We start from the raw sequence: 23,256 nt of genomic DNA on the forward strand, positions 1-23,256 counted from the left end.
GCCAGCGGAAAAAGTAAAAAATTGCGTAATTACTCTATCTAACTGGCTATATTTCGCTAAGTTTTTGAGGATTTATTTTTCTGGCGGTAAATCTACACTGTAAACAATTTTTCCTACCAAGTTACGCAGTGTTACCGTCATCACTTTTGTATTTCCATTAATTTTAACTCCTCCAAAGAATTGCAAACCTTCACTTGGGGGACGATTTGCTTTCGTACCTGGTGGAAGACTTTGAAATACCAATTGTGGGCCAAAGGTATTTTCTAATTGATTGGGGCCAAATGTGCCAGAGTTAAGAGGCCCGGCGACGAACTCCCAAAAAGGCTTAAAGTCGGTAAACTGTGCTTTGGCGGGGTTGTAATAGTGGGCTGCTGCATAATGTACATCAGCAGTTAACCAAACAACATTTTGGATATTTTTATTTTTGATAAATCGTAGTAAATCGGCAAGTTCTAATTCTCTTCCTAAAGCTGGGCCATCTCCATTAGCCCAAGCTTCAAAATCAGTGCTACCGTCTTTAACTATCAGTCCCAAAGGCATATCACTTGCAATCACTTTCCATGTTGCTTTTGATGACAGCAATTGCCCTTTCAACCATTCCACTTGTTTTTTGCTCAAAAAGTCTGTTTTTTTACTTGGTACTGGCTGATTATTGGGAGAGTTTGGCCCCCGGTAAGTGCGCTCATCTAGCATGAAAATGTCTAATAATGGGCCATAGTTAAAGGAGCGATAAATTTTCGTTTTATCTGGATCGTTTGTTTCATACCCAATCGGTAGATATTCTAAAAATGCTTGCCTTGCCCTTTCTGATAGCAAGTTAACATCCTTAACTGTGTAGCGGTCATCGTTCAGGATAATTTGCCCAGGATACCAATTGTTCCTTGTTTCGTGGTCATCCCACTGGGCCAAGATTGGAACTTCAGCGTTGAAACCCTTGATGTTTTTATCGAGTAAATTGTAGATATAGTTACCACGAAATTCTGTGAGAGTTTCTGCTACTTTGGATTTTTCTGGTGTGGTGATGTTTTTCCAAAGAGTACCGTCGTCTAAAGTTACTTCTGATTGAATCGGCCCATCGGCGTAAATATTATCGCCAGAATGAATAAAAAAGTCGGGATGAAGTTGGCGCATAGTTTCGTAAATTTTCATCCCACCGAAATCAGGATTAATCCCCCATCCCTGACCGGCGGTGTCACCACCCCACACAAAGAATACATCTCGCTCAGATTTGGGGGGAGTTCGGAAAGTGCCTTTGACAGGAGCGCTGTAAGTGCCTTGATAATTTAAATCTTGGAAGATTACCCGATAAAATAATTGTTGGTCTGGTGGCAGGTTCGTTAAATAAAGTCGTGCTGTAAAGTCGCTATTTTTTAAAGCATTGGGGCCTACAACTCGCTGCACATTTTTAAAAGATTCGCTGGTAGAATATTCTACAATCATTTTGGCGGGGCGATCGCTACGACTCCAAATAACAATGCGATCGTTAGAAATATCTCCGCTAGCTACACCATAAGGTATAGTAGGACGCATTTTGTCTGAGGTGATAATGGCAGGCGCTTGGGCAAAAACTTGTGATTTGGATACAAGATTTGTGGCAATAATTCCACCTGCTGTGATAGTTGAACGGAACAAAAACTGGCGGCGGTTTAGTTGCGATGGCCGATTAGATTCCATGATAAATAATGGCAAGCTTAAAAAGTATTACAAGATAATTTTTTAGCACATTCTGTTATGCCAACAAGTAAAGATTGGGTTATCCAATGGTTAATAAAAAACCCTTTTTCGTAATAAAAATTAATATAAATTTTATCCATACATCTATCTTGTGAATTTTGGGTAGCAATCTGGGAAAGATAAGTTTATAACGATTGAAAACTTTAAAATTATAGAGACGGATATTCAGGATGTTACCAGAAATATTACCTCAGCAGTCAAGACTTGAGAGTATGCTGGCTATGGATGGTGTGACAAATGCTAGTGAGTCGAAATTGCGATTAAAGTCAACTTTGCAAGAATTACCGTTTTGGCAGGTTCACATCGAAGTAGAGTGTCTTGGCAATGATTTGGCTATGCTCTTTAAGCAAGAGCCTTTATTACCAGGAATTATTCTAAATAATAATCAACAGTATGTAGGGATGATTTCGCGGCGAAAATTTTTTGAGTATATGAGCCAAACCTATAGTCTGGCACTATTTTCTACAAGACCGATTAAAACTCTTTACAAGTTTTTTCAACAAGAGGTATTAACACTTTCTGAAGATATGCTCATTGTCAATGCTACTCAGGCAACTTTGCAACAACCACCTGAAATTGCTTATGAGCCAATTTTAGTTAAAACTACGTCTGGAAAATATAAGCTCGTCGATTTTCATCAATTACTTTTAGCTTACTCCCAAATTCATATTTTAACACTTGTTGAACTACAGCAGGTAGAGGAACAATCTAGAGTCGCTAAAGCAGGCTTTCGCAATCTTCAACAGAACTATACGCAGTTAATCCAGAATGAAAAAATGGCTGCTTTAGGACAACTCGTTGCTGGTATTGCACACGAAATCAATAATCCCGTCAACTTTATTGCTGGTAACATTGTCCACGCCATTGAATACAGCCAAAATTTACTCAATATTATTAGATTGTACCAACAATGTTATCCTGAACCAAAACCGGAAATTAAAACTGCGATCGCACAAATTGACCTAGACTTTTTAAGTACTGATCTCCCCCGTCTTCTTAACTCTATGAAGGTTGGTGCCAAGCGAATCAAGGAAATCATTCTTTCCTTAAGAAATTTTTCTCGTCTCGATGAATCTGATAAAAAATTAGTTGATATTCATGAAGGTATTGATAGCACACTGGTAATTTTACAAAGTCGTCTCGACGAATTAGGTGAAAGCATAAACATAATTAAGGAATACGGTGAGCTTCCCAAAGTTGATTGCTACGCTGGGTTACTCAATCAGGTATTTATGAATATATTGGCGAATGCTATTGACGCTATAGAAGAGTCATTAGTTATTACTCATTCGTCATCGGTAAGGGATAAAGCAAAAATTTGTATTCGGACTGAACTTACTGATGACAAGCAAGTAATAATTCGCATTTGCGATAATGGGTCTGGAATTCCAGAGAGTTATCAAAATCGATTGTTTGACCCCTTTTTCACCACTAAACCTGTTGGACAAGGAACTGGATTAGGTTTATCTATCAGCTATCAAATTGTTGTAGAAAAACACGGGGGTCAACTGCAATGCATATCTGCTTTTGGCGAAGGGACTGAGTTCATTATTAAAATTCCCGCTCAACTTAATTCTTAACATCAGGAAGGCTTAACGTAAAACTTGAGAGTAAAAAACAAGCAATAAGCAAACAAGAGACATTTTGATAAATAGTCAATATTGTCCATTTCCCTTAATTTAGATATTGAATTTTAACTATAAGTTCCTGCTGTTTCACTTGTAATCTTTATAGGTTCTGACACGATATCATGTATTTTGTTAAACTCTCCAGCCCGCCAGCTATCTGTTATATCCTTGATAAAACTGGCAATAGGAATTGCAATTAACAAACCCAGCACTCCTCCCAACTTTGCTCCCAACAGCAAAGAAATTACTACCCACACAGGATTTAGTCCAGTCAAATTGCCGAGAATTCTCGGTGCTATAAAATTAGAATTAACTTGATCTATCGCAACAGCTACACCTAATACTTCAACTCCTAACCAAAAATTTTGCAGCGCCACCAACAAACTTACTATAGCGATACCTACTCCTGTACCAAAGGGGAAAAGAGAAAATAAACCAATACCAAGACCAAAAAGTAGAGCCAAGGGAACTTGCAGCGCCAAAAATGCCAGTGTAATTGTTACTCCTAACACAGCTCCTAATGTTGCTTGACCGATGAAGTAATTGTGGAAATCCTCTCGCAGTAATTCTCGGACTCTTAACCCAATATGAGGGGGAAACCACTGAAAAATTCCGTCCCAAAGACGTTCACCGTTCAATATTAGGTAGATAGTCAGCACTACCGCCAGCAGCACGTTCAGCACAATACCAATAGTATCGACAGCAAAACCAAGAATTCTACCAGTGAAGGACTGAAGCTGGTTAGATAATCGCTCAAGAACTTGGGTAAATAAACCACTTAAATTAATCGGAAGTTGTTGTTGATTTAACGCCCAATCTTGGAAAGTTTGCAACTGTTGAGTACCAGAATCAATCCAACTGGGCAATATATTAGCTAGCTCAACGAGTTGTTGGATAATCCGGGGAACCAAGGTGATGCCTAAAGCCACTAAAAGCACTACAGTCAAAAGTAACACTCCAGCGATCGCCACGTTGGGTTTTACCCCTTGTTCTTGGAGAAACTGGATTGGATAGTTCAAGACAAAAGCTAGCAGGATGGCGGCGGCGATAACGCTGACTAAGGGTTGAAAATACTGGACAACCTGGAGCAATAGCCAGCCGTTGAGAATAATAATCGGAAATGCCAATCCTATGGTTAACCATCGCGGTAGTTTGTTTACTGATTGCATTAGTGATTACTCCACAAGAGTTATAACTTTATTTCGGCTTTGATTTTGATTCATGAAAAAGTATATAAGTTGGTAGGCGTAATTAAATATCTATATCAAACCTCACCCTCAATCCCTCTCCTTAATATTGTCGGGGTCAGCCGGATTCAGGGTGAGGTTTTATATTTAATTTCACCCACTTACTTAACCATTTAGGAGATAGTACTGCAATTACAATATACGCAAGCAGGGATAAACTAGTATAGGTCGGCGGAAATAGAGCAACCATTTAAAATCCCTAAAGAGCTTATTCCATAATACTTTTGAATGCGTGAATGCGTGACTTTTGCCTTGCGGCACTAGGTTTGTTGGTTTGTCTGAATAAAATCCAACATAATTTTTTGATGCATATTCCCCAAAGGTCGCACTTCACCAGCGTTTTGCGAATAACAGTTACCTTGGTGAATATTTTCTGGGGTCAATAATCCCATATCCCAGCCTTCATTCAAAACCAGTTGATTTAATTCCACTGAGAGTGGTGCATGAAAAACATGACGAACAACTCTTTCGTCAGGATAACAGCCGAATTCAACAAAGGGTGGTAAGGTATAGCCGATTTCTTCTAAAATTTCGCGCTTCACTGCTACCTCTGGCGTTTCCCCAGGTTCGATATGACCGCCAAATAGCCCCCAGTAACCAGGGTAGAGAATACCGGGGATGTTGTCTCGCAATTGCATGAGAAACTTGTTTTTTTGGTAGAGAATTGCGATCGCTACATGTATCGGTTGATTGTTCATGTGTTAGTTTAATTGCTAATTAAGTAAAACGGCGTAAATAATTAAAGGTTTGTAGTAAGTTAGCGCGCTCATGGGGGAAACCCCCATGAGCGACTAACTTTGCCGTTGGGTAAGCACTAAAGTCCTTACTACAAAATCTATGACAATATTTTTACATTAATTAACATAGTTCAATTTATTCGCACCGACTTACTCTTCTTCTAGATAAACTTCCCCCAATTCTTTACCAGCTAAAGGGATACTTCGGTAGCGAACTTTACCCTTAATCACCACTTGTGCCTCCTCAGCCAGATTTTTTTGATTGGTGACAACCCAAATTTTGCCAGTTGAGTCACTAATTTGATAAGCCCATTGCTTCATCAAAGGAGCTTTATGTTCAACCTTGCCTTGGATGTAAACTGTAGCCTTATTGTCTTGTTCTGGTTTAATTTCTCGAATTGAGGTGACATTGCTACCAATTGTAAAATTAGTCCCATTCAAGCCAGACGACGTTAAAATACCACAACTAGAAAGTCCCACCACGAATATAAAAATCAACCCCAGGCGGTAAGGAACAATATTGTATCCGTACAAGAATGAAAGGGGCATTCTCGTTTGTTGCATGAAAGCCACCGATTGAGCAAATTTTTGCTTCACTGCTTGTGTCGCCAGTTTCATCAGGTCTGTTCCCATCTATACTATTCTCTGCACTTTCAGAAACACACTCTCAACTGAGTAAAAAATCTTCTGAATTTCCTTGTTAAACCAAATCTTAGTTGAGAACCGTAGTTTTCACCCTCTCCCTAAATCCCTCTCCCTCTCTCTGGGAGAGGGAGTTTGAAATTCTGGCTCCCCGAATCCCAGAGAGAGGGATTCGGGGTTGGGGGATGAGGGCAAATCCTTTTGATCATGGAAGAACTAGAGGTTTCAAGATAGACGTGGTTTATTTCTTTATTCTTCAGATAACGCCATTGATCTGAGAAAATAAAGATTATGGATTCACTGTGAAAAAAACGCTACGACATCAATTAAGGGGCAGAGGGAAAAACTTGTTGCAAGTGTTTTGACAAAAGGCGAATATAGCTGGGAATTCTCATGGAAAAAAAAACTGCCAAACTCCTTGATGGGAAAGCAATAGCGGCAAAAATTCAGCAAGAACTTTCTGTTGCCATTACACAATTACAACCCAAAATTGGGCGATCGCCTGGTTTAGCAGTGCTGATGGTTGGCGATAATCCAGCCTCATCTGCTTATGTTCGTAATAAAGAAAAAGCTTGCACGAAAGTTGGGATCGCCTCTTTTGGTCAGCATTTTCCAGACCAAACTACCTTTGAGGAGTTAGAAGAGGTAATAGCTGCACTAAACCACGATGAACGGGTGGATGGCATTCTTGTGCAGCTGCCCTTACCTAACCACTTGGATGCTGTGGCTTTGCTACATCAAATTGATCCCGATAAGGATGCTGATGGACTGCACCCAGTTAACTTGGGGCGACTAGTCCGGGGAGAAAGCGGTTTACGCAGCTGCACTCCTGCTGGTGTGATGCGGCTTTTAGAAGAATATGAGATTGCCTTGCAGGGAAAACAGGCAGTAGTGGTGGGACGCAGTATTTTGGTGGGTAAACCAATGGCACTGATGCTACTAGAAGCTGATGCTACAGTCACGATCGCTCACTCGCGATCGCATGACCTCAAAAGCATCACCCAAAATGCTGATATTCTAATTGCAGCAGTAGGTCGTCCCGGACTGATCTCTGCTGATATGGTAAAACCGGGCGCTGTTGTGGTAGATGTGGGAATGAATCGCGTCACCGATGCTAATGGCAAAAGTCGCTTAATTGGCGATGTCCACTTTGAATCAACAGCTGCTGTAGCAGAATTTATCACCCCCGTTCCTGGTGGTGTTGGCCCTATGACTGTCGCCATATTGTTGCAAAATACATTTGCCAGCTATTCCAAGGTGGCAAGATAAGAAAAGTGAGGAATGAGAAGTGATGAGTTAAAAGTTAAGAATTATTAATCCAAACCCCAAACTCCAAACCCCTAACTCCTAATTCTTCATTTTTTCAGCGCCACAGCACCTTAAAATTGTGACGTATAAGACAAAAATCCCAAAATGTCAGGAATTTAAGAATGGTAGCAACTGATAACGTTCAAAAGACACCACCAGAGGAAGCCACGTTTAACTTAGCAGCTTATCTGAAAGAGCGGCAAAAGCTTTGTGATACTGCTTTAGATCGGGCTATCCCCATCATTTATCCAGAAAAGATTTATGAGGCGATGCGCTACTCGTTATTAGCTGGAGGCAAGCGTATACGTCCCATTCTTTGCCTTGCTACCTGTGAAATGATGGGTGGAACCATCGAAATGGCCATGCCAACGGCTTGTGCTGTGGAGATGATTCATACAATGTCCTTGATTCATGACGACCTACCGGCGATGGATAATGACGATTACCGTCGTGGGAAGCTGACGAATCATAAAGTCTATGGCGAAGATGTGGCGATTTTGGCTGGGGATGGCTTGTTGGCTTTGGCTTTTGAATTTGTTGCCATTGAAACCCCCCAAAGCGTTAACAGAGAGCTAGTCTTGCAGGTTATTGCCCGTCTTGGTCGGGCGCTGGGGGCAGCTGGTTTGGTCGGCGGTCAAGTTGTCGATTTAGAGTCGGAAGGTAAATCAGATATTTCCCTAGAAACCCTAAATTTCATTCATCAACACAAAACAGCCGCCCTTTTGGAAGCTTGCGTAGTCTGTGGCGGGATCATAGCTGGGGCATCACCTGAAGATGTGCAGCGACTGACCCGTTATGCTCAAAATATTGGGCTAGCATTCCAAATCATAGATGATATTTTGGATATCACTTCTACCCAAGAGCAATTAGGTAAAACTGCGGGTAAAGACCAAAAAGCGCAGAAAGTGACCTATCCTAGCCTTTGGGGACTTGAAGAATCTCGCTCAAAAGCCCAAGAGCTAGTTAAAGCAGCTTGTGCGGAATTAGAACCATTTGGAGAGAGAGCCAAATCACTCCAAGCGATCGCTCATTTTATCATCAGCCGCAATAACTAGTAACGCTTTGGCTAATTCGTAATTCGTAATTCGTAAGCTTTCATTGATTTGGAATGGGTGGTTGATTCACGCCATGCTATACTACACCGTCTAGCGAAATTCAAAATTCACTCATATCAAAATCCAAAAAGTTTACTAAGTAAGCTTTTGGGTGAATTTGATTTATAGTTGGTCAGTTTCCACCGTGATGTACTAGGTTAATTTTGGATTTTGGGTTGAATCTAAATGTTTCCTCAACCAACAACTGCTGCTAATATCTACCAACCTAACCAAAATACCATGCAGGACATAGGCAACATTTTAGACAACCGGGTGCTGCTGGTTGCTCTGATAGCTTGTTTAATTGCTCAAGCCCTAAAGCTCGTAGTCGAGGTCGTCAAAAATCGCAAATTGAATGTGCGTGTTTTGGTGACAACCGGAGGTATGCCCAGCGCCCATTCAGCTTTAGTTACAGCTCTTGCTGCTGGTGTCGGGCAAACACTCGGTTGGGCATCTCCTGATTTTGCCGTTGCGATAGTTTTTGCCATCATCGTCATGTATGATGCAGCCGGAGTTCGCCAAGCGGCTGGTAAGCAAGCTCGTATCCTCAATCAAATGATTGATGAATTATTTCATGAAAAACCAGACTTTAGCCAAGACCGTCTGAAGGAATTACTCGGACATACACCAGTTCAGGTAATAGCTGGCTCGGCTTTGGGCATAACCATATATTGGTTAGCTAGGTCTGCTTATTAGTCAATAGTCGTAAGGATTCAGTCTACAGTTTATTAACGAATGACTAATGACTAATGACTAATGACTAATGACTAATGACTAATGACTACAACCGTACAGTTGAGCGCAGCAGAATTACCTTACGACTATCAACTATGGTGGCAACAAAACCGCCATTGTTCAGCTTCTGCAAGGTGTTGTATGCTTCAGTTTGGTTGGTAGTATAAACTGCCAACAAGTAAGGGCGTTGTCCATAAGAAACAAAACCTACGTTACCTCCCACTATTTGTTGCACACTATTTACTAGTTCTGGACGGTTGTAATAATCTACCAGCACTGCATAACCTTCTCCTAATGCTTGAGGATTATAGTTAACTGTCTGCTGAGGTTGCTGTATTGGTGCCTGTTGCTGTGGCTGCACATCTGGCGTTGTTGGTCGAGTGGTGATGATGGCAGACAACCCAACAATATTGCTAACATACCTTGCCCATCGATTGGCATCATCAATTTTGTTAAAGCCCCCTATCCGCGTCACAGTTTCGTTAAGATATTTGCAGTTAATCGTCTTCAGTTCCGGCGGTAAGGCACTACGCAACTGCTTTTGATTATCTGCCGTGGGACTGACTACTAATAAAAGATACTCACCCGGAGTTGGTGGTTGACAAGGGGAAACGGCTTGTTGGGCAAAGACAGAACTCATGCCACAAATCAACCCTGCGTAAGCGAAGATCGTCGTAGACATCGCTAATCTTAAAACACTTGGTATCTGAAATCTATGCACAAAAGTTAGATTATGTAAATTAAGGTGTCTTAGAAGATTTTATAAAAAAATATTTTGTTTCCCCAAAATAATATAGCACTTGTCTCTATTTAATAATTGAATGACCAGTAATTGATTGACCATCGCTTGGTAAACGTTTTGCGACTGGGCAATTGGTGCGGCTGTTGGTATTTTTGGTGAGGATATGGTAAATTTGCTTCTTGAGATAATTTGTGGTAGATTTATGGAAAAAAAATTACTGTTTTTTGGTATAAAAACCGTAGTTAATGTCACTACCCTAGAGAAAAAGGCTTTTATTCACTGATTAACAAACTTCGGCGCTTTTTTGTCCCCGGCTACAAAAGAAGCCGTAAGTATGTGGACGGGGTCTGTCTTACAAAGTTGCTTCTCTTGGGTTCCACACCAAGACCGCTATGCAGCGCTAAATCCCCCGAAGTTTTGTGGACCAAAACCGTCCCCACAACAGCACTCTTCGTTACAAAACTGTACTTCAGGGAAACGACTTCTTTAATATGATTTTCATGAAACACTAGGATCGTCAGCCGTTTTTATCTCTCGCAAAATTTGTTCGACTTGGTTAGCTTTTTCAACTCTATTCTGTTCTTTGAAAATTTTTAAAGCTTTTTCTAAAGAAGATAGCGCCTCATCTTTTTTATTTGTTTGCCATAATGCCAGTGCAAAATTAGTCAGCCCCTCGCCATAATTAGGATTAATTTTTAGAGCTTTTTTATATTGAGTAATGGCTTCTTCCCAGCGACTTTGGCTTGCGTAAACCATACCGATCGCATTGTAAGCTAGAGCATATTTTGGCTGGAGGCGAATGGCTTTTTGATAAGAACTAATTGCTTCTTCTGGTTTCTTTTGCCGAAAAAGCACATTTCCTAGTTGAAAGTGTCCGAAGGCATCGTCTGGGAATTGTTTAACGAATTTGCGTAAATTTTCCTCTGCGCCTGTCAACTCTCCCTGATTAAATAAAGCATTGGCTTGTTGCAGCATCTGCTCCCTCTGTGATGGTCCTGTGTCTGAAAACTGTGCTAGTTTTTGTGGTTGTCTCTCAACCGACTGTCCAGGAGAATGCAAAGAAACTGTTGCAGGAACCGCTAACGCTAATGGTGATAAACTAATTACAGTGATAATACTCAGCGTCATGCCGCTAAAAGATTGAACAAATGCTGATTTCAGTTTGCGCTTTACCTTCATCGCCCTGAATGCCTCAATAATGTTCTATTCTTATAATAATCTGAAGAGGCATTAGTAAGTCTGCAATGCCCTAAAAAGTGTGTCAATATACTGACGGCACGGTGTCATTAAAATTTTAGGGGCAGGCGATCGCGCCTATTTGTTTTATAAGAATAAATTGGTATGTACATGTTCATGTATTATTTCTCTGGTCATACCAACTATTTACACTTGAAATAATATTAGCTATTTCTTTGTCATCAAGTTTTTTCAGTTCCTCATCTTCGTTAAAGTTCAAGCTAACTTGCTTTTGTCCATTTATTTTAGGTTCTAAAATCCATTTATAATAACCTTTATCGTTCTCTAAAATAAAGAAAAATAGGCAAACTGGGAATGGTAAATCTTGGAATTTTTGTACTATATTTAACCTATTTTTGTCTAACTTTAAAATATCATTATGCTTGTTTAAATTCGATGTAGAATCTATTGCTTTTACTTCAATGCCAAAGAGTCTTCCAGTATAAACTCCATCTTTGGTAATTGTGATTAAAAAGTCTAATTCTTGATTTGGTTTTGGTGTTGGCTGAGAAATAATCAAGTCATCACGACGAGTTAAGTAAACAATGGCAAGAGATTCTGCCCGTCTTCCAATATACCAAGGTGCTGTGGTTTTCATTGTTTTATCTCCAGTCTTGATCGGCAAATTTGGAAACTAAGTGATTAGTATGGTATCTGCTCCAAAAATCATCAACTTCCTGCCATAGCAGTTATCTATTTTGTTTGATAATTTTAAATTGAGTAGAAAGGCTTGACATAGACTTAAGACTTTCACCATTTGCAGAAACCATGTAACCTACCTCTTGAATTTCATCAATACCTACTATATAAGTTGGTGCTGGATAAGATGCTAAACCAATTACATTTTCTTTTAGCACTTTCACATTCAAACGGTTATATTTTTTAGTGTAACCTTTTCTTGTTGTTTTCACTTGCACAAAAAAATAAGGAACAGATTTACCAGACCCTACCAACTCTACAATAAAATCAACATATTGCCATTTGTCTCCTAAAAACTGCGGCTTGAAAATAGGGCCAGCATGAGAGTGAAATTCGGTCATTAATACTGTAAAAATTGCTTCGCCTCTTTGCCCTAGTGCATCACTCATTTATAGACCTATTTTAATTGAGCCTGTTTAGCAAAGGGCAGGCTGTTTTGCCTACCCTACATTATTAAGAATTGCTTTGTGTTCGTTTGTGGTTAACAGACTCAGATTTTGATAAATTTGAATTACTTACGTCCCTTCTCGCAATTTATCTAACACGCTTCTATCTTCCAATGTCGAAGTATCCCCAGATACCTCTTGTCCGGCGGCTAAATTCCGCAGCAAGCGCCGCATAATCTTACCCGATCGCGTTTTCGGCAAAGCGTCTGTAAAGCGAATTTCTCCCGGACGGGCGATCGCACCAATTTCTTTGACAACGTGCAGTTTGAGTTCTTTACTCAGTTCTTCACTTGGCTGATAAGTGCCTTCTAATGTCACAAAAGCAACTACTTCTTCACCCTTAAGTTCATCAGGTTTACCAACTACTGCTGCTTCTGCAACTGCTGGATGCGAAACTAAGGCTGATTCTACTTCCATTGTACCAAGTCGATGCCCTGATACATTCAGTACGTCATCTACACGACCCATCACCCAGAAGTAGCCATCTTCATCAACTCTAGCACCATCTCCAGCAAAGTAAGTATAGTTACCATCTTTGGGGGGAATGTGTTCCCAGTAAGTGCGGCGGAAGCGTTCTGGATCGCCGTAAACTGTCCGCATCATTCCTGGCCACGGATGGCGTACTGCTAGATAACCGCCTTCGTTATTGGGTACGGTGTTTCCTTCTAAATCTACGACATCTGCGATAATTCCAGGGAAGGGAAAAGTTGCAGAACCCGGTTTAGTGGGGATTGCTCCTGGTAGCGGTGTAATCATGATACCGCCTGTTTCCGTTTGCCACCAAGTATCAACAATTGGACAGCGATCGCCACCAATTACTTTGTGATACCACATCCAAGCTTCGGGGTTAATCGGTTCGCCAACGGTTCCCAACAAACGCAATGAAGATAAGTTTCGCGCATTCGGATGTTGTTCACCGATCTTAATAAATGCCCGAATTGCTGTAGGTGCAGTATAAAAAATATTAACGCCGTATTTTTCAATTATATCCCATGTACAACCAGGATTAGAAGCACGGGGCGCACCTTCATACATCAGGGTTGTTGCACCGTTGGAAAGGGGGCCGTAGACGATGTAGCTGTGTCCCGTAATCCAACCGACATCGGCGGTACACCAATATACATCTGTGTCTTGCAGGTCAAATATCCACTTGGTGGTAATATGGGTATACAAATTATAACCAGCAGTTGTATGCACTACGCCCTTCGGTTTGCCCGTGCTGCCAGAAGTGTAGAGGACAAAGAGCATATCTTCGCTATCCATCGGTTCTGGAAGACAATCTGCTGATACACCCTTTTGTAAATCATGCCACCAATGATCCCGTCCGCCCAACTGCATATAAGTTTCTTGTCCGGTGCGTTTGACAACGAGGACATTTTCTACACTAGGAACAGCACCATCAGCTAAGGCTTTATCTACCTGTTCTTTGAGGGGAACGATCGCATCTTTGCGCCAACCACCATCAGCCGTGATTACCAGTTTAGCTTGAACATCAATTAAGCGATCGCGCAAAGCTTCGGCACTAAAACCACCAAATACCACACTATGAGGTGCGCCAATTCTCGCACAAGCTAACATAGCGATAGCAGCTTCGGGAATCATCGGCATATATATACCAACGCGATCGCCTTTTTGTACACCCAGTTGCTTCAATACATTAGCAAACTGGCAAACTTCCCGGTGCAGTTGGGAGTATGTGAGGGTACGCGAATCACCTGGTTCTCCTTCCCAAATCAATGCTGCTTTATTTTTGCGCCAGGTTGTGAGATGTCTGTCAAGACAATTGTAAGAAATGTTAATTTTACCACCAACAAACCATTTAGCAAAAGGTGGTTGCCAGTCTAATACTGTATCCCATTTTTGGAACCATTCTAATTCTGTTACAGCTAAATCTGCCCAAAATTGCTGCGGATCGGCTTTTGCTTTATCGTAGAGACGCTGATAGTCTTCCAAGCTTTTGATATGGGCTTTTTGCGAGAATTCCGAAGCTGGATGAAAGAGGCGATTCTCTTTTAGGATTGATTCTATGGTTGGTTGAGACATGGTTACATTTACAAACGGTATTGATACTAAAAACTATTTTTAGCTTAGTTGTGCTAGACGATGTTTAGATTTTCGTTAAGCTAGGTAGAAATTGCCGAGTTATTTAGTTTACATTGATTTTCATCTACCGAAAGCAAGCGATCAAGAAAAGTAAAGACGTTTTGCGACCTATCTACCGGAAATGTTGCAAAATGTAAGTAATCTTGACAAACAAAGCCTGAAACTATGCCCCTCACCGTCGAAGCCAGCAGCCTATCTCTCAATGACGTTCATCGCTTTCTCAAACTAGAAGAACTTTCCAATGGTTCATTCGCAGACTTTTTAACTCTAGAACCACTCTCTGAGTTTGAACAGCAGGATTTATTGCGAATCAGAAATGACTTCCGTCGCTATTTAAGCGATCGGAAAATTTCTGAAGGTTTAGTTAAATTCTTAACGATCGCACCTTTAATGCGGTTAGCTGGATTTTACGATGTGCCGATTCGGTTGACAATGGAAGATAGCATTGCGATCGCTATCGAAGATGAAGACAGAAGAATTACCGGACGGATGGATATTTTAGCAATCAACAGTCCTCAAAGTAATATTGCGCCGCCTTTTTTGGTTCTAGTAATTGAAACGAAAAATAGTGCGGTTGAAGTGGGTGAGGGTTTACCTCAATTACTCACTTATGCTTTTAAAAGTTTATATCAACAACCATCAGTTTGGGGCTTAGTAACTAACGGACTACGTTATCAATTTGTTTATTTAAGACATGACGAACAGCCAAATTATCAGCTAATGCCATTATTAAATCTGAATGAATCTCCCGGTGCAATTAAGTTGTTACAAGTTCTTAAAAGCATCTGCAAGTTACCGAATTTTCAGTAAAATTAACCTATAATTGCGGGGCGATCGCTGATGTCTGAACCTGCTACTCTAGAAATCATTTCTGATATTATTTCAGAAGACGAAGTTATTTTTCCTCCTGGCGATATACTGAGTGACGAACCACCCTTGGAAAGTGACTTGCACCGAGAACAAATCGATTTGCTAATTCGCATCCTTAAATTATGGTGGCGAGAAAGGCAAGATTTCTATGCTTCTGGCAATTTAACGATTTATTACAGTCCTAACCAGAAAAAATCAGAACATTTCCGTGGCCCAGACTTTTTTGTAGTTTTGGGAACCGAGAAAAAAGACCGTAAGAGTTGGGTAGTTTGGCAAGAAGACGGGAAATATCCCAATGTGATTGTGGAAATTTTGTCAAGTTCAACGACAGCAGTTGATAAAGGTTTAAAAAAACAAATTTACCAAGATACCTTCCGTACACCAGATTATTTCTGGTTTGACCCTGTGACAATGGAACTTCAAGGGTTTCATTTAGTTGATGGGAAGTATCAAGAAATCCAAGTAACTACTGATGGCCGTTTGTGGAGTCAGCAGTTAGAACTTTATTTGAGAGTTTATGAAGGTAAATTAAGATTCTTCACTACTGAAAATGAATTGATACTATCATCAGAAGAATTGGCCCAACAAGAACGTTTACGTGCCGAGCAGGCAGAAGAACGCGCCCAACGAGCAGAGCAAGAAATTGCTCGACTGCGGGAGGTTTTACGTAAACAAGGCATCGACCTAGAGAATATTTGATGACATCAGGAAATTAATTAAAGACACTTTCAAGTTAAAATCTAGTTATCAGTGTGTAAAAAAAGCGTAATCTTCTGAAAGTAGGGCATCGTTTGCAAGCAAAAGAAATTAAGGATCAGCTAAAGTCCCTTACCCTCCAAGCCTCCTCGATAGATTATAATTTAGCGAGAAGATTAGATGAAATCAATCGTTGGATAAAAGACACCAAACCAGGTTCCCTGACTGCAAAACCCTTTGTACTTGCCTTTCTGCTAGAGGTAATTACTGATTCGACAATTTGGCTGATAATCAAATCCTTACCTTCAGAAGAAGAACAAAAAGCAAAGTTCCAGCTGATGACGCCGATTGAGAGATATTGGTATGGTTATCTATTTCCCAGATGGTTTAATGCAAGTGACTCCAAGTTTTATATTTGGAAACAAAAATTGATGGCAGGCGAATTTAATCAGGTAGATGATGATATTATTAAATCAATAGCCCAAGATATTGTTCAGCGAGAAGGTAGTTTTTGGCAGCGTTATATAGCCGACCTTTCAATGGCAACAGATTTAATTGTTAGTCGTAACAATCAACCACTGTGCATTCAAATTACCAGTGTTAGTGAAGAACTCAATCAGCAAAAGTACGAAGCTTGGCAAAATACACTGCGATCGTGGGAAATCGAGAGGGGACTGTTCTTAAGTTACAATCCCAAGGATGCTAATTTTGTCAACCAGTTAGTCAACGTGGCCCTGTATAACAGTGATTACCTTTCTGGTGGCAAATATTTAAAATTTTCGTGACTTTTCAGGAATTTGATATTTCAGATTTGTGTCTAGCCTATATACTTACGTGCTAATTAGAGCTTTTATGGCTAATAAAAGAGAAACTCACTGCAACAATCAAGTAGATACATTTGCTGAAGCTTTAGCAACAGCGCGACAAATGCAGCAGAACTGGCTAACTTATGGGGTTGATTTTGTCAATATTTACGTTGAAGATGTGGAGGGAGACTGGCTAGAAACGTGGGGAAATGACGAAATATTAGGTAATTTTCAATTAGATACTATTAAGGAGTTTTTGGTAAGTAATGATAGTGTAGCTGTGAAAGTAAGAGAGCATTTAGGAGAGCGATCGCTATTTGATTTTGCAGTAAACTTAGAAGAATCTTGGAGAATTTTTGAACCTAATGACAGGTTATCTGCGGTAAAAAATCTGTTAGCTGGTGAAGGAAATAGTATTGATACAGATGATATCAGGTTACTGGATTTAGCAGATACTTTGGTGGTAGAGTTAGCAGAGATTTTGTGAAATTTTTAGTTGCGATTGGGTGGCATATAGGCGATCGCTTTTTCAAACAAATTTTAATAATCTTTTAGATGTGCAATCTTTACCACTGTTACTAGTAAGGGTTGTTCTTGAATCTGGTAAATAATGCGGTATTCACCCAAACGAACCTTATACAGCCGTTCGGTGTCCTTCAATGGATGAGCGTCTTCTGGACGTGGATTTAACGCTAGTTCCTCTAACTTTTGTGCTAGTCGTCGCTGTACCACTGAGTCTAATTCTGTAATTTTCTGGACAGATGAAGGTGTTAATGCTATTTGATAGCTCATATCCCTAGCTCCCTTTTAATGTGTTCAAAGGGTATTATCCCCGTCGCTGCAATTTCTTCTAATGTTGTATAAGCATCTCTTACATCAGCCTCATCTAACCTTGCTTCAATTAGCTCATGCATCTGCTCTGTTGAGGTAATTTCAATCCCTGGTTTTTCTCTAAGTTTGTCCGTTAATGCATGAAAAGCTTCTTGATCGTCTCGATGTTGCAACACATAAGCTCTTAACTCTTGTTTAGTCATCCCTTGAAAATTTTTCCTAGTCATAAATATATTACCCTCCCATTTGGCAATATTTCTACTTCAAAGCTTTGTCGAGCCAGAACGTAAATGCGTGTCGTCCGTTCATCTAATCTTACTAAGTAAATTGGTAGGTACATCTGAGTTAAATCTTGACACACCTTAAATAATTCAATTGCTTGTTCATTTGTTGGTTTCATTCAGCATCATTAGCAAATCAAATACTAGTAAAAAATCTCCAATTTTCAGGGTGCGTCATTAACGCAGCCTCTATTAAATAGGAATCCTGCCGTATTTATGGGCTAACACACCCTATCTTTGTAATGGAGAATTTAGTTTTTGGTCTTCTCTAAAAGCATCGCTCATCCTGGTTAAAGTAGTTCTTCGGAAGCAGTGGGTACTAACGCCCTCAATGAGGGGACGCTAAAAGCTAAAATGATTGGTAGAAGTTGGTAGGTTAAGGGCAGTGACCTGGATGAATATATAGCAAGCTTGTTTTAATCATACAGTTATCTATCTTATAGCTATACCTTCAGCAATTAATACTTCTCTATATAACCAAGCTTCTCTAGCTGTATTAAAACCATCTATCCACTTATGTTCGTTGTTATCTTTAGTTATATAATTCATTCCCCAAGCATCCTTTTCAAAGGAATAGTAGATTTTATAGATCATCACAGGTTGTTTAAAATCATTTCCATAATCAGCGCTATCTTCTATTACAGTACCGTCTTCTCGAATACCGTAAAACCTACGTTTTACTTTGTCTATATGAACTTCTACAACATCACCTAAGTGGTTAGAGTGTAAGATAATAGTTCCATTTTTGTTGACGGTATGAAAGTTAGGGTTTGGTTTAGACATTATGTTCTCTTTGTCGTAATTAAAAGTTGTTTATAAGGTTGCTGAATGTTAACAAATAGTTGACAAAATCTACATCTTTAGTAATTAAAATCCAATTTTCTTGAATTGATATGGCATTAATCTCATTATCTGGTGTTGCATTTTCTCCAGGTCAGTCTCTGGTGTGGATTGTGTCATAACCTGAAGTTTTGAGAAAACGAGCAAGACGAACTGGCAACTGAGCATCGACAAGAAATTTCATGAGGCAATTTGATGAATGGTTTTGACTTGGCACAATCGAGCCGCAAACAACAAGACAGCCAAAATATCTTCAGATTCTAAATCGTCATAATCTTTCAATATTTCTTCATTACTCATACCAGAACTGAGCAGTTCCAAAATAAACTCAACTGGATAACGAAGTCCTCGAATACAAGGTTTGCCGTGGCAGATATCCGGGTTATGAGTTATACGTTGTAGAAGTGTGTCTTCCATGCTGTCAGTAATCCAAAAAAGTTACGTTCACCTAATTGAGCTTATAGCGCCTGAGTCTTTCTCAAAGCTTTGTTTTTTTGACCCAGTTACCATATTTTTGTTCTCATCTTCTAATTTTAGATGCGAACTGACTAGAGTCCATTGCGATCGCATTCACTAAATGTTAAAACCTTGGGTGTATTGACTTATACGAAAATTACCCCACTCGCACTGCGATCGCATCCATTCAACCCCCTTCAAAATCCACCACAACCACGTTAAGCTGGATCAGAGTGGCAATTTATTGCGCTTTTTAATATGCAAATCTCTGATCTTGTCAAATTTTAATTTTTTCTGCTTGAGAAACCCGGAATGCTAGACCAAATTTTTGATTACCTCGACTTTCATTTCAGCCTTGAAGCCCTTATAGTTCTGTCGATCCTGGTGCTTTTAGAGGCGCTGTTATCTGCCGACAATGCGATCGCCCTGGCTGCGATCGCAAAGGGGTTGGAAGACAAGGAACTGGAGCGTAAAGCCCTCAACTTTGGTTTAGTCGTTGCTTATGTGCTGCGAATCAGCCTGATTCTCACTGCCACTTGGGTGCAACAATTCTGGCAATTTGAATTATTGGGCGCTGCTTACCTGCTGTGGTTGGTATTTCAACACTTTAGCTCAGGGCAAAGTGAAGACGATCACCATCACGGGCCGCGTTTTAAATCATTGTTGCAAGCGATACCCGTGATTGCATTTACAGATTTGGCATTTTCTTTGGATAGCGTGACAACTGCGATCGCAGTTTCTCAAGAAAAATGGCTAGTACTGACGGGTGCAACAATTGGTATTATCACGCTGCGATTCATGGCGGGATTATTTATCCGTTGGCTAGACGAATATGAAAACCTAGAAGACGCAGGCTATGTAACGGTAGCGTTGGTAGGCTTGCGCTTGTTGTTGAAAGTGGTAAACGATAGTTTAGTTCCACCAGAATGGATCATGATTGCTGCGATCTTCCTGATTTTAGGCTGGGGATTTTCCAAGCGTGTTGGCACAGAATTGACCGAAGTAGAGCCGGAAAAGAGCGAAGTCTCTAAGTAAGTTAGGAGTGAGGAGTTTGGAGTTATTAGTTAACGCAATGTGCAACTTAATATTCTGACCTCTCTCCAAACCTCTCTCCTAAAAGGAGAGAGGCTTTGATTTTTCCCCCTTCCCTATGAGGGAAGGGGGCTAGGGGGTTAGGTTTGAGTACAAGTTGCACACGACGTTAGTTATGAATTTTTAACTCCTAACTCCTCACTTTTAACTCCTAACTTTCGTTATTCGTGCAACCAAGGTGTTAAGTGTGGTTGCCAATTTACTAATTCTTCATCCTTAAACCATAGGGCAATTTCCTTTTGCGCGGTTTCTGGAGCATCAGAACCGTGGATTAAGTTGCGACCAATATTTATGCCAAAATCACCGCGAATCGTTCCTGGTTCTGATGTTAAGGGGTTCGTTGCACCAATAATCTTTCTGGCAGATGCAACAACACCATCACCTTCCCATACCATCGCCACCACTGGGCTAGAAGTGATAAATTCGACTAGACCAGCAAAAAAGGGACGTTCTCGGTGAACATCATAGTGTTGTTGGGCTAATTCCCGACTGACTTTCAGGAACTTTAAACCAACCAGGGTAAAACCTTTAGTTTCAAAGCGACGGATAATTTCCCCCACTAATCCCCGTTGTACTCCATCTGGCTTAATTGCTAAAAATGTGCGTTCCAAAGCTATCTCCAAAAACTTAATGAATTTTTTATTTTGTCAAAAGTCAAAAGTCAATTGTCGTCCTCTGTCTTGAGTCCAAGGGTTTTCCACTAATGACCAATGACTTTTGACTTTTGACTTCCCCAAAGGGGCTGACCAATCAGAGTTTATCTCAGAAATTATCCTTAGGTGCATATACGTTCCCAAATGAATGCGTTAAATTGTTAAGTCGTGGGCGAAAAACAGAGGTTAGGAAGAAATGGGTGCTGATTCAACTGCTACATCTGAAGAGGTGGTACTACCGTCCAATGGACACAAAGAAGTGAAAAACCATAAGCAAAAAAAGCTGTTACCACCTAGTCCTACCACGGGAGATTTACCTCGCTCCTGGAAAATTGAAGATAGTGAAGCCTTATACCGCATTGAAGGTTGGGGACAACCTTATTTTTCCATTAGCGCTGCTGGTCACGTGACCGTGGCACCTAAAGGCGATCGCGGGGGATCTCTTGACTTGTTTGAATTGGTCAACGCCATGAAGCAGCGCAACTTGGGACTTCCCATGTTGATTCGCTTTTCCGATATTTTGGAAGACCGGATTGAGCGGTTGAATGCTTGTTTTGCCAAAGCGATCGCCCGCTACAATTACCCTGGTGTCTACCGTGGCGTGTTTCCCGTCAAATGCAATCAAGAGCGGCATTTGATTGAGGATTTAGTAAAATTTGGCAAACCCCATCAATTTGGTTTAGAAGCTGGTTCCAAGCCAGAATTAATGATTGCTCTGGCTGTTTTGGATACACCAGGAGCGTTGTTAGTTTGCAACGGCTACAAAGACCGAGAATACATCGAAACGGCAATGTTAGCCCAAAGACTAGGGCAAACACCAATCATCGTCTTAGAACAGATTGAAGAGGTTGATTTAGTAATTGATGCCAATCGCCAGTTAGGTATTAAGCCAATATTAGGTGTTCGTGCTAAACTCAGTACCCAAGGTATGGGACGTTGGGGAGCCTCCAGTGGCGATCGCGCTAAATTTGGTTTGACAATGCCTGAGGTAATCGAGGCTGTTGACAAATTACGCGAAGCTAACCTGCTCGATTCTTTGCAGTTAATGCACTTCCACATTGGCTCACAAATCTCTGCCATTAATGTGATTAAAGATGCCATCCAAGAAGCCAGCCGCATTTATGTAGAATTGTCGATGCTGGGGGCAGATATGAAATACCTTGATGTTGGCGGCGGCTTGGGCGTAGATTACGATGGCTCCCAAACCAACTTCTATGCATCGAAAAATTACAACATGCAGAACTATGCTAACGACATCGTGGCAGAGTTAAAAGATACCTGTGCAGAGCGGCAGATTGCCGTACCAACACTGATTAGCGAAAGTGGACGAGCGATCGCTTCCCATCAGTCGGTGCTGATTTTCGACGTTCTCAGTACTAGCGATGTCCCCCTTGATTCACCAGAACCACCACAAGAGGGAGAATCCCCAATAATTAATTATCTTTGGGAAAGCTACCAATCCATTAACCAAGAGAATTACCAAGAGTTGTACCACGACGCTGCACAATTCAAAGAAGAAGCCATTAGCCGCTTCAACTTAGGAATTTTACGCCTCAGAGAACGAGCCAAAGCCGAACGCCTGTACTGGGCTTGTTGTCAGAAAATTCTCAAGATCACTAGACAGCAAGAATACGTACCCGATGAACTGGAAGACCTAGAAAAAATCATGGCTTCCATCTACTACGTGAATATGTCAGTGTTTCAATCAGCACCAGATTGCTGGGCGATCGATCAGCTATTCCCGATTATGCCAATCCACCGCTTGGATGAAGAACCAACGCGGCGCGGAATTTTGGCAGACCTCACCTGCGACAGTGATGGTAAAATCGACCGCTTTATAGACCTGCGCGATGTCAAATCGGTTTTAGAACTACACACCTACAAGCCCGGAGAACCCTATTATTTGGGAATGTTCTTGAATGGAGCTTACCAGGAAATCATGGGCAATTTGCACAACCTATTTGGGGATACTAACGCCGTTCATATTCAATTAACGCCCAAAGGTTACCAGATTGAACACGTTGTCAAAGGTGACACAATGAGCGAAGTAGTAAGCTATGTCCAGTATGACTCCGAAGATATGGTGGAAAACATTCGCCAGCGTTGCGAGAAAGCATTAGAAGAAAACCGCATCACCCTAGCAGAATCTCAGCGACTGCTACAAACCTACGAACAGAGTCTCAGAAGATATACGTATCTAAATAGTTAGGAGTTAGGAATAAAGTTAGGAGTTAGGAATAAAGTTAGGAGTTAGGAGTGAAGAGTTAGGAATAAAGTTAAGAGTTAGAAGTGAAGAGGAAAACACGAAATAATAACTCCAAACTCCAAACTCCAAACTCCAAACTCCAAACTCCAAACTCCAAACTCCAAACTCCAAACT

Annotated in this window: 27 protein-coding genes; 10 read left to right on the forward strand and 17 right to left on the reverse strand. The window is 40.8% G+C overall.

All coding sequences use genetic code 11. From position 1 onward, the window contains the following. Positions 1-72: 72 nt before the first annotated feature. A complete protein-coding gene (locus V7K32_RS09035) occupies positions 73-1,674 on the reverse strand; it encodes an alkaline phosphatase D family protein (protein ID WP_334992288.1) in 1,602 nt (533 codons plus the stop codon). 272 nt (positions 1,675-1,946) lie between these two features. Between V7K32_RS09035 and V7K32_RS09040 the strand changes: the two genes are divergently transcribed. Then, positions 1,947-3,314 carry a sensor histidine kinase gene (locus tag V7K32_RS09040; RefSeq protein ID WP_334992468.1) on the forward strand — a complete coding sequence of 456 codons (1,368 nt, stop codon included), beginning with the start codon at positions 1,947-1,949 and terminating at the stop codon, positions 3,312-3,314. A 113-nt stretch (positions 3,315-3,427) separates the two neighbouring features. Here V7K32_RS09040 and V7K32_RS09045 read toward each other — a convergent pair whose 3' ends face one another. The 3 genes from V7K32_RS09045 to V7K32_RS09055 all read right to left on the reverse strand — a co-directional run bounded on the left by V7K32_RS09045 (position 3,428) and on the right by V7K32_RS09055 (position 5,964). Continuing rightward, the gene (locus tag V7K32_RS09045; protein ID WP_334992290.1) at positions 3,428-4,531 is read right to left on the reverse strand and encodes an AI-2E family transporter; all 1,104 of its coding nucleotides are present in this window, start codon (positions 4,529-4,531) and stop codon (positions 3,428-3,430) included. Positions 4,532-4,869: 338 nt separating this feature from the next. Continuing rightward, positions 4,870-5,307 carry an NUDIX hydrolase gene (locus V7K32_RS09050; protein ID WP_334992292.1) on the reverse strand — a complete coding sequence of 146 codons (438 nt, stop codon included), beginning with the start codon at positions 5,305-5,307 and terminating at the stop codon, positions 4,870-4,872. 189 nt (positions 5,308-5,496) lie between these two features. Next, positions 5,497-5,964: a hypothetical protein gene (locus tag V7K32_RS09055; RefSeq protein ID WP_334992294.1), complete on the reverse strand. Its 468-nt coding sequence runs from the start codon at positions 5,962-5,964 to the stop codon at positions 5,497-5,499. A gap of 417 nt (positions 5,965-6,381) precedes the next feature. Between V7K32_RS09055 and folD the strand changes: the two genes are divergently transcribed. The 3 genes from folD to V7K32_RS09070 all read left to right on the forward strand — a co-directional run bounded on the left by folD (position 6,382) and on the right by V7K32_RS09070 (position 9,086). Continuing rightward, positions 6,382-7,257 carry a bifunctional methylenetetrahydrofolate dehydrogenase/methenyltetrahydrofolate cyclohydrolase FolD gene (folD, locus tag V7K32_RS09060; RefSeq protein WP_334992296.1) on the forward strand — a complete coding sequence of 292 codons (876 nt, stop codon included), beginning with the start codon at positions 6,382-6,384 and terminating at the stop codon, positions 7,255-7,257. Between the two features lie 161 nt (positions 7,258-7,418). Further along, complete coding sequence (crtE, locus tag V7K32_RS09065) at positions 7,419-8,351, forward strand: geranylgeranyl diphosphate synthase CrtE (protein WP_334992298.1); 933 nt, start codon at positions 7,419-7,421, stop codon at positions 8,349-8,351. 279 nt (positions 8,352-8,630) lie between these two features. Then, positions 8,631-9,086 carry a divergent PAP2 family protein gene (locus V7K32_RS09070; RefSeq protein ID WP_334992470.1) on the forward strand — a complete coding sequence of 152 codons (456 nt, stop codon included), beginning with the start codon at positions 8,631-8,633 and terminating at the stop codon, positions 9,084-9,086. 85 nt (positions 9,087-9,171) lie between these two features. Here the strand turns inward: V7K32_RS09070 and V7K32_RS09075 are convergent, their stop codons facing one another. The 5 genes from V7K32_RS09075 to acs all read right to left on the reverse strand — a co-directional run bounded on the left by V7K32_RS09075 (position 9,172) and on the right by acs (position 14,291). Next, positions 9,172-9,807 carry a hypothetical protein gene (locus tag V7K32_RS09075; RefSeq protein WP_334992300.1) on the reverse strand — a complete coding sequence of 212 codons (636 nt, stop codon included), beginning with the start codon at positions 9,805-9,807 and terminating at the stop codon, positions 9,172-9,174. Between the two features lie 558 nt (positions 9,808-10,365). Further along, positions 10,366-11,046: a tetratricopeptide repeat protein gene (locus tag V7K32_RS09080; protein WP_334992302.1), complete on the reverse strand. Its 681-nt coding sequence runs from the start codon at positions 11,044-11,046 to the stop codon at positions 10,366-10,368. Between the two features lie 172 nt (positions 11,047-11,218). Next, on the reverse strand, positions 11,219-11,701 hold the full coding sequence (locus V7K32_RS09085; protein ID WP_334992304.1) for a DUF4365 domain-containing protein: 483 nt from the start codon (positions 11,699-11,701) through the stop codon (positions 11,219-11,221). A gap of 91 nt (positions 11,702-11,792) precedes the next feature. Continuing rightward, complete coding sequence (locus V7K32_RS09090) at positions 11,793-12,191, reverse strand: DUF4365 domain-containing protein (RefSeq protein ID WP_334992306.1); 399 nt, start codon at positions 12,189-12,191, stop codon at positions 11,793-11,795. A 126-nt stretch (positions 12,192-12,317) separates the two neighbouring features. After that, positions 12,318-14,291: an acetate--CoA ligase gene (acs, locus tag V7K32_RS09095; protein ID WP_334992308.1), complete on the reverse strand. Its 1,974-nt coding sequence runs from the start codon at positions 14,289-14,291 to the stop codon at positions 12,318-12,320. A gap of 225 nt (positions 14,292-14,516) precedes the next feature. On the opposite strand from acs, the gene V7K32_RS09100 reads away from it, so the two are divergent. From V7K32_RS09100 to V7K32_RS09115, 4 genes are all read left to right on the forward strand, one after another. Further along, the gene (locus V7K32_RS09100; protein ID WP_334992310.1) at positions 14,517-15,161 is read left to right on the forward strand and encodes a restriction endonuclease subunit R; all 645 of its coding nucleotides are present in this window, start codon (positions 14,517-14,519) and stop codon (positions 15,159-15,161) included. A gap of 30 nt (positions 15,162-15,191) precedes the next feature. Continuing rightward, positions 15,192-15,920, forward strand: a complete 729-nt coding sequence (locus tag V7K32_RS09105) for a Uma2 family endonuclease (RefSeq protein ID WP_334992312.1) — start codon at positions 15,192-15,194, stop codon at positions 15,918-15,920. A gap of 92 nt (positions 15,921-16,012) precedes the next feature. Then, positions 16,013-16,702, forward strand: a complete 690-nt coding sequence (locus tag V7K32_RS09110) for a hypothetical protein (protein WP_334992314.1) — start codon at positions 16,013-16,015, stop codon at positions 16,700-16,702. Positions 16,703-16,769: 67 nt separating this feature from the next. Beyond that, entirely contained in the window at positions 16,770-17,210 is a 441-nt protein-coding gene (locus V7K32_RS09115) for a hypothetical protein (protein WP_334992316.1), read from the forward strand. Between the two features lie 53 nt (positions 17,211-17,263). On the opposite strand, the gene V7K32_RS09120 is transcribed toward V7K32_RS09115, so the two are convergent. The 7 genes from V7K32_RS09120 to V7K32_RS09150 form a co-directional block, all read right to left on the reverse strand. Then, positions 17,264-17,515, reverse strand: coding sequence for a type II toxin-antitoxin system RelE family toxin (locus V7K32_RS09120; RefSeq protein WP_334992318.1), 252 nt, complete (start codon positions 17,513-17,515; stop codon positions 17,264-17,266). Further along, a complete protein-coding gene (locus V7K32_RS09125) occupies positions 17,512-17,781 on the reverse strand; it encodes a DUF6887 family protein (protein WP_334992320.1) in 270 nt (89 codons plus the stop codon). The genes V7K32_RS09120 and V7K32_RS09125 overlap by 4 nt, the downstream gene beginning before the upstream one ends. After that, positions 17,778-17,954, reverse strand: a complete 177-nt coding sequence (locus V7K32_RS09130; RefSeq protein ID WP_334992322.1) for a DUF6888 family protein — start codon at positions 17,952-17,954, stop codon at positions 17,778-17,780. Before V7K32_RS09130 ends, V7K32_RS09125 begins: the two co-directional genes overlap by 4 nt. A 313-nt stretch (positions 17,955-18,267) precedes the next feature. Further along, positions 18,268-18,618, reverse strand: coding sequence for a hypothetical protein (locus tag V7K32_RS09135; RefSeq protein WP_334992324.1), 351 nt, complete (start codon positions 18,616-18,618; stop codon positions 18,268-18,270). A gap of 19 nt (positions 18,619-18,637) precedes the next feature. Further along, positions 18,638-18,739 carry a hypothetical protein gene (locus V7K32_RS09140; RefSeq protein WP_334992472.1) on the reverse strand — a complete coding sequence of 34 codons (102 nt, stop codon included), beginning with the start codon at positions 18,737-18,739 and terminating at the stop codon, positions 18,638-18,640. 30 nt (positions 18,740-18,769) lie between these two features. Then, entirely contained in the window at positions 18,770-18,859 is a 90-nt protein-coding gene (locus tag V7K32_RS09145; RefSeq protein ID WP_334992326.1) for a DUF5615 family PIN-like protein, read from the reverse strand. Continuing rightward, entirely contained in the window at positions 18,856-19,092 is a 237-nt protein-coding gene (locus tag V7K32_RS09150) for a DUF433 domain-containing protein (protein WP_334992328.1), read from the reverse strand. The genes V7K32_RS09145 and V7K32_RS09150 overlap by 4 nt, the downstream gene beginning before the upstream one ends. A gap of 351 nt (positions 19,093-19,443) precedes the next feature. Between V7K32_RS09150 and V7K32_RS09155 the strand changes: the two genes are divergently transcribed. Then, the gene (locus V7K32_RS09155) at positions 19,444-20,166 is read left to right on the forward strand and encodes a TerC family protein (RefSeq protein ID WP_334992330.1); all 723 of its coding nucleotides are present in this window, start codon (positions 19,444-19,446) and stop codon (positions 20,164-20,166) included. 218 nt (positions 20,167-20,384) lie between these two features. On the opposite strand, the gene ndk is transcribed toward V7K32_RS09155, so the two are convergent. After that, a complete protein-coding gene (ndk, locus tag V7K32_RS09160) occupies positions 20,385-20,834 on the reverse strand; it encodes a nucleoside-diphosphate kinase (protein ID WP_229483831.1) in 450 nt (149 codons plus the stop codon). 238 nt (positions 20,835-21,072) lie between these two features. Here ndk and speA point away from each other — a divergent pair, with 238 nt between their 5' ends. Beyond that, complete coding sequence (speA, locus tag V7K32_RS09165; protein ID WP_334992332.1) at positions 21,073-23,085, forward strand: biosynthetic arginine decarboxylase; 2,013 nt, start codon at positions 21,073-21,075, stop codon at positions 23,083-23,085. Positions 23,086-23,256: the final 171 nt, after the last annotated feature.

The organism is Nostoc sp. (genome assembly GCF_036917635.1).
GTDB lineage: Bacteria > Cyanobacteriota > Cyanobacteriia > Cyanobacteriales > Nostocaceae > Nostoc.